We start from the raw sequence: 6207 nt of genomic DNA on the forward strand, positions 1-6207 counted from the left end.
ATGTGAGCGAATTCACAAAAGTAAACTTATTTGATGAAAAATATGAGCGAATAAGTAAGTTTATTTTTCTGATAGATATAATTTTGTTTAGAAAGAAAACAACGATAATGAAGCTTTTGCATTAATCGCCGATGCATTGTTCTTGTGATTATTCTAATTTATCTGTAACAAACTTGTAATAAATACCGAACTGTTCCATAGATTTTAAAACTTGAAGTAACTCTTTGCCTAAAGTAGTTAGCCCATATTCCACTTTTGGTGGATTTGTTTGATAATCTTTTCTAAAGACAATTCCATCATTACATAACTGCCTTTGAAAGTGATTGGTTACGGATTTCGCCGGCTATTAGAAGACAATTTTTTGCAGGAAATGATATACCAATCACTTATGTATCCAAGTAAAAGAACACTTTCTTGATTCATTCACAGCTGATGATGCTGAAATATTAGATTGAAGTTATAAGGATTAGTAGAAATTTACAACTTGTTGTTTAAATGTGTGACTGTATTTGGTCATAAAAAATCTGCACCTTTATATGTTGGATAATAAGTCCAACTTTAGGGGTGCAGATCACAATTCAGCCTTTTTCAATATTTTTTATTGTACGATATTACAAAGTCATTGCCGCAATCCAACCGAAAATTAACAACGGAATGTTGTAGTGAATGAATGTTGGTACGACTGAATCCCAAATATGATCGTGTTTTCCATCCATATTCAAACCGGATGTTGGACCCAATGTTGAATCAGAAGCTGGTGATCCAGCATCGCCTAACGCAGCAGATACACCAACAATTGCAGCGGTAGCTAAGGGCGAAAAACCGAAACTAACACATAATGGCACATAAATTGATGTAATGATTGGAACAGTAGAGAATGATGAGCCGATACCCATTGTGATAAATAGCCCGATCAATAACATTAAGAATACGGCAAACCCTTTGTTATCAGTACCGATAGTGCTGCTGAAAGTTTGCACCAATTCAGTCACACCGCCGGTTTCATTAATCACTTTGGCAAAGCCGGAAGCGGCAATCATCACAAAACCGATCATTGCCATCAAACGTAAACCTTGTTGGAAAACATCATTGCTCTCTTTCAGTTTAAAAATACCGCCTAAAGCGAAGATGATTAAACCGACCAAGCCTCCAACAATAGTGGAATCAGTGAAAAGTTGCAAAGTAAAGGCAACCACAATAGAAATAATACTGATCCAGATATGGAAAGGTTTAATGTTAGCGATACGTTGTTGCAAATCATCAGAAGTCGGTTCACTGCTGTGAACAATATATTCTCTCGGTTTGCGGTAGCTAATAAAAATGGCGGTCAACAATCCTAAAATCATTCCAATAACCGGAATCAACATCGCTAGCGACACTTGCGCAGTAGAAGTTTGCAGTCCGAATTGTGCGCCTGCCTCATTGATATTTTTGACAAGAATATTTTCAATAAAGATTTTTCCGAAGCCGACAGGTAACAACATATAAGTTGCAGTTAAACCGAAAGTCAAAATACAGGCTACGGCTCGGCGATCCAGTTTTAATTTATTAAAAATACTGAGTAATGGTGGTACAACAATAGGAATAAAAGCAATATGTACCGGCAAAAGGTTTTGTGAAGAGACAGAAAATGCCAATAACACGGCAAGTAAAAAGTATTTAAACCAAAATAGTGTTTTATGGCTAGGTGTATGACCTAAACGAACAATCACTTTGTAAGCGAGTAAATCTGTGATTCCTGATTTAGAAATGGCAACAGCAAAGGCACCTAAAATAGCATAATTCATTGCGACTGAAGCGCCCCCACCTAAACCATCAGTAAAAACTGAAACGGTTTTGTTCAGATCCAAACCTCCAACTAATCCTGCAGTAAGTGCAGAAATAATTAGGGCAATTACAACGTTGATACGCATCAAACTCAGTGCAAGCAACACGAGAATGGAGATAACAACTTCATTGCTGAATAACATATGTTGTGTTCCTTAAGTTGATTATGAGAAGTTCCATAATTTACTAAAATTTAACCATTTATCAAGAAATTTTTACATCTCAAAGTTGTGGTGGAAAAATATTAGCTTGTTTTAATTTATTCACCATTAAGCAGAATAATTCTGCTGTTTTTTCAGTATCATAAAGTGCTGAATGGGCTTTGCTTGGTTCAAATGGAATTCCTGCATTGTCACAGGCTGTACGAAGAACAGTCTGCCCAAACATAAATCCTGCCAAGGTGGCGGTGTCAAAGGTTGAAAATGGGTGAAACGGATTGCGCTTGATGCCTGTACGATTAATGGCAGCCATTAAAAAATTGTAATCAAACATTGCATTATGGGCGACCAATATTGAACGTTTGCATTCCGCTGCTTTTTGACCGCGCCTAACCATTTGAAAAAATCCGGTTAATGCGGTGAGTTCATCAACCGCATCTCTTTGTGGATCATCGGGATTAATGCCGTTAATTTTTAATGAGTTCTGATCAACATTTGCGCCATCAAAAAGTTTAATTTGAAAGTGGCATTTTTCATCGGGATGCAATAATCCTTGCTCATCCATTTTTACAGTGATGGCGGCTAATTCAAGTAGTCCATCCGTTTGCGCATTTAAACCGGAGGTTTCAACATCCACAATAACAGGGTAATAACCGCGGAAACGATGTTTTAGTAGCTGATAATTTATACTGTTTTCTGTTGCGTTATTTTCCGAGGTTTGAGAAAGCGTAGTATCCAAATTATGTTACCTTTAAAAATGACTCACTCCTCGAAAAAGAGGAGTGAGCAAAACATAGTGTAATTAAAGAAAATTAATGATTACCTAAACCGTCTTTCGCACTTTTATTTTCAATAAATTCGATTTTGTAACCATCAGGATCTTCAATGAATGCAATTACGGTTGTTCCACCTTTTACCGGACCCGGTTCACGTGTTACTTTACCTCCGGCTGCTTTCACTGATTCACAAGTTGCAGAAATATCATCAACACCGATAGCAATATGACCGAAAGCGGATCCTAAATCGTACTGACTCACGCCCCAATTATAAGTTAATTCGATTACAGCCGTTTTATCTTCATCGTCATAACCGATGAATGCAAGGGAATATTTATATTCAGGGTTTTCACTGCGACGTAAAACGCGCATTCCTAAAACTTCGGTATAGAATTTGATAGAACGTTCAAGATCACCAACGCGAAGCATAGTATGTAATAAACGCATATTTCCTCCGAAAGATTAATTTAAAGAAAAAACCGACTGATTATGCCATAATATGCGATGTAAATCACAAAATTTTGTAAAGGTTATTTAAATATGTCAAATCAAGAAGAGTCAAAAATTAAAGTTATAGGTTTATCGATTTTACCTATCTTTATACTTGCATTAGCTGATTTTTTCTTATTAATGGAAAAACCGGTAGGGGAGTCCATTATTTCTCATCTATTAATTGCGGTGTTAGTAGCTCAAATGATCTCTCAGTTAATTTTTATTAAAGGAGAAATATGCAATGGACAGCGTTCAAGGTTAAGTCGATGGAACCTCTATTTCTTAATCTTTTGGGGAGGATGGCTATTGGTAACTTGTTTCCAAGTGCAGGTTTATTTGCCGATTAGATTGGCTTATTGCTGCGGTCTTGCTTTCACTTTAACTACTTGGCAACAGCCCAAAGAAGAGCAGTTACGACGTGCGATACTATGGTTAGGTGTAGTGATTGGAATCATTGGTTTGATTTTAGCGTTAATTCCACTATTTTTATTTGAATTACAGACCAGTTTAACATTTAATCCATTATTGCAAGTTGTCTTAGGTATAACATTGGCTTATTGGGGGCTGTTAGTTTCTCATAACAGATTAAATGGACTAATTGAAATTTTGCCTTATTTTGTATTAATTGCTTTGGTTGCCAGTAGTATATTTGCTTTAGTTGCAATAGCGATTATTTATATCGATGGTGTAAAGATTGACTGGAATATCCTACATCTTTCTTTTTATTTTATCTGTCATTTACTATTATTAGCTGGTTGGGCTTACCCAATAATACGCAAAGAAAAAGCCTATTATTGGTTGTTGTTAATAATGATTTTATTATCTGCGTTTTCTCCGATCTTATTGTTTTAATTATGTTTTATAGAGGTTGAGCCGTCATCAAAAACAATTGATTTAATAATCGGCTTAACCTTAATATCAGAACTGTCACTGGTAAATAACTCTTTACTGAAAGTAGGCATTTCATCTTCAGGAGTAAATGCGATCAGATAATATTGTTGGTTGGGCTTAAGAATATTGAATTGTTTAAAATTAATATGAGAAAGGCGATTATCAATAATACGATTATTAAAAATAAAAACAGCATACCAAGCCAATTTTTTTATATTTTGTGAAGATTTATTTTTAATAAGATAAGTTGTTGAAAACATTAATTTTCCGTTATCTTGTTTTTGGATATTTTGTGAAATAACCTGTATGTCAACAAGTCGATAAGAATCAAATGGTTTATTAGTAAATGAATTAGGAGGTACTTCGGCAAGTGCTTGAGTACTGAAAATGATGATAAAAATTGCTAGAATAAACGCAAAGATAGGGGTTAGAATACTGATAGAAGTGATTTGAAATTTACTATTCATATCTTGATCCTAAATAGTCGCTTATTTATATATTGCGGAATGATAACAGTTAGCTAAATATTACGCAAATTTAGAGCAAGAGCTGAAATAGAACTTAGATAATATTATTTACAGTTCAATTAAAAGGAATGTTTAATTAAAATAAAAGTAGGTAAAGTAGGATATATAATGAAACAGAAACATATTCATATTTTGGGGATTTGTGGCACCTTTATGGGCGGATTGGCAATGATTGCCCGGGAATTGGGGTACAAAGTTACTGGTTCAGATATCAATGTTTATCCACCAATGAGTGTTTTTTTGCAGAAAAGCGGAATTGAAATTATTCAGAACTATGATATTGAACAACTAAAACCTGCTCCTGATCTTGTAATTATTGGTAATGCAATGAAACGTGGTAATCCTTGTGTGGAATATGTCTTAGACAATAATTTGCCATATACCTCAGGGCCGCAATGGTTGCATGACAATTTGCTTAGAGATCGTTGGGTATTGGCTGTTTCTGGAACACACGGTAAAACTACAACGACAGGAATGTTAGCGTGGATTTTAGATCAAGCCGGATTGCAACCTGGATTTTTAATTGGTGGTATTTCAGGAAATTTCGGTATTTCCGCGCGTTTAGGTAAATCGCCATTTTTTGTGATTGAAGCTGATGAGTACGATACAGCTTTTTTTGATAAGCGTTCTAAATTTATCCACTATAATCCTAAAACATTGATTATTAATAATATTGGATTTGATCACGCTGATATTTTTGATGATCTGAAGGCTATTCAACGTCAATTTCACCATATGATTAGAACTATTCCATCGAAAGGACGTATTTTATCTTTTGCTGATGAGATCAGTGTGAAAGAGACATTGGCGATGGGTTGCTGGAGTGACCGGCAGTTTATAGGCGAAAATAAAGAATGGTTTGCAAAACGTTTGCATAATGACTGCACGAAATTTGAGGTTTATCATCAACAACAAAAAATAGCAGAAGTAGAGTGGAATATTATCGGACAGCATAATATGTTTAATGCTTTAATGGCGATTGCAGCAGCTTACCACGTAGGTGTTAGTATAGAACAATCTTGTAAAGCTCTTGCTACTTTTGTGAATGCTAACCGTCGTTTAGAAGTGAAGGGTGAAGTGAACAGAATTACTGTTTATGATGATTTTGCACATCATCCGGTGGAAATTTCTGCAACATTAACTGCATTAAGGGATAAAGTCGGTGGCGGTGTTCGTATTTTAGCAGTGTTGGAACCTCGTTCTAATACAATGAAAATGGGCGTTCATACAGGAGAACTTGCACCTGCTTTAGTGAGGGCTGATTATGTTTTTCTATTGCAACCCGAAAATTTGCCGTGGCAAGTGGTTGATATTGCTAACCAGTGCATTCAGCCGGCTGTTTGGACGGCAGATATTGATTTATTGGTTGATAAAATTGTCGAAGAAGCCCAGCCTACGGATCATATTTTAGTGATGAGTAATGGCAGCTTTGGTGGAATACATCAAAAAATATTGCAGAAATTGAGAGAAAAGGCAGAACAGTAGTCGCTCAAAAAGGTTGAAAATAAGATTTGTATTCAAAAGTTGGATTAAAGG

The 6207-nt window shown here is 35.5% G+C and carries 6 protein-coding genes and 1 pseudogene; 2 read left to right on the top strand and 5 right to left on the bottom strand.

What is annotated here, in order from left to right; genetic code table 11:
• Positions 1–148: 148 nt before the first annotated feature.
• From QV04_RS11980 to gloA, 4 genes and pseudogenes are all read right to left on the bottom strand, one after another.
• Positions 149–301 (bottom strand): annotated as a pseudogene (locus QV04_RS11980) (winged helix-turn-helix transcriptional regulator); the annotation flags it as partial.
• Between the two features lie 310 nt (positions 302–611).
• Entirely contained in the window at positions 612–1970 is a 1359-nt protein-coding gene (locus QV04_RS08780) for a Na+/H+ antiporter family protein (protein ID WP_065230469.1), read from the bottom strand.
• A 79-nt stretch (positions 1971–2049) separates the two neighbouring features.
• On the bottom strand, positions 2050–2673 hold the full coding sequence (gene rnt / locus QV04_RS08785) for a ribonuclease T (RefSeq protein WP_419177516.1): 624 nt from the start codon (positions 2671–2673) through the stop codon (positions 2050–2052).
• 124 nt (positions 2674–2797) lie between these two features.
• On the bottom strand, positions 2798–3208 hold the full coding sequence (gene gloA, locus QV04_RS08790; RefSeq protein WP_065230467.1) for a lactoylglutathione lyase: 411 nt from the start codon (positions 3206–3208) through the stop codon (positions 2798–2800).
• 93 nt (positions 3209–3301) lie between these two features.
• On the opposite strand from gloA, the gene QV04_RS08795 reads away from it, so the two are divergent.
• Complete coding sequence (locus tag QV04_RS08795; RefSeq protein ID WP_065230466.1) at positions 3302–4105, top strand: hypothetical protein; 804 nt, start codon at positions 3302–3304, stop codon at positions 4103–4105.
• On the opposite strand, the gene QV04_RS08800 is transcribed toward QV04_RS08795, so the two are convergent.
• Positions 4102–4611: a hypothetical protein gene (locus tag QV04_RS08800; protein ID WP_065233395.1), complete on the bottom strand. Its 510-nt coding sequence runs from the start codon at positions 4609–4611 to the stop codon at positions 4102–4104. The two genes, QV04_RS08795 and QV04_RS08800, sit on opposite strands and share 4 nt — an antisense overlap.
• A 168-nt stretch (positions 4612–4779) precedes the next feature.
• On the opposite strand from QV04_RS08800, the gene mpl reads away from it, so the two are divergent.
• Entirely contained in the window at positions 4780–6156 is a 1377-nt protein-coding gene (mpl, locus tag QV04_RS08805) for a UDP-N-acetylmuramate:L-alanyl-gamma-D-glutamyl-meso-diaminopimelate ligase (protein WP_065230464.1), read from the top strand.
• The last annotated feature ends 51 nt before the right edge of the window (positions 6157–6207 follow it).

This window comes from Gallibacterium genomosp. 1, assembly GCF_001678575.1.
Lineage (GTDB): Bacteria > Pseudomonadota > Gammaproteobacteria > Enterobacterales > Pasteurellaceae > Gallibacterium.

Bases quoted from the DNA above. Each gene is read 5' to 3' on its own strand.
- QV04_RS08780 (WP_065230469.1), bottom strand. From the start codon at position 1,970: ATGTTATTCAGCAATGAAGTTGTTATCTCCATTCTCGTGTTGCTTGCA.
- gloA (WP_065230467.1), bottom strand. From the start codon at position 3,208: ATGCGTTTATTACATACTATGCTTCGCGTTGGTGATCTTGAACGTTCT.
- QV04_RS08795 (WP_065230466.1), top strand. From the start codon at position 3,302: ATGTCAAATCAAGAAGAGTCAAAAATTAAAGTTATAGGTTTATCGATT.
- QV04_RS08800 (WP_065233395.1), bottom strand. From the start codon at position 4,611: ATGAATAGTAAATTTCAAATCACTTCTATCAGTATTCTAACCCCTATC.
- mpl (WP_065230464.1), top strand. From the start codon at position 4,780: ATGAAACAGAAACATATTCATATTTTGGGGATTTGTGGCACCTTTATG.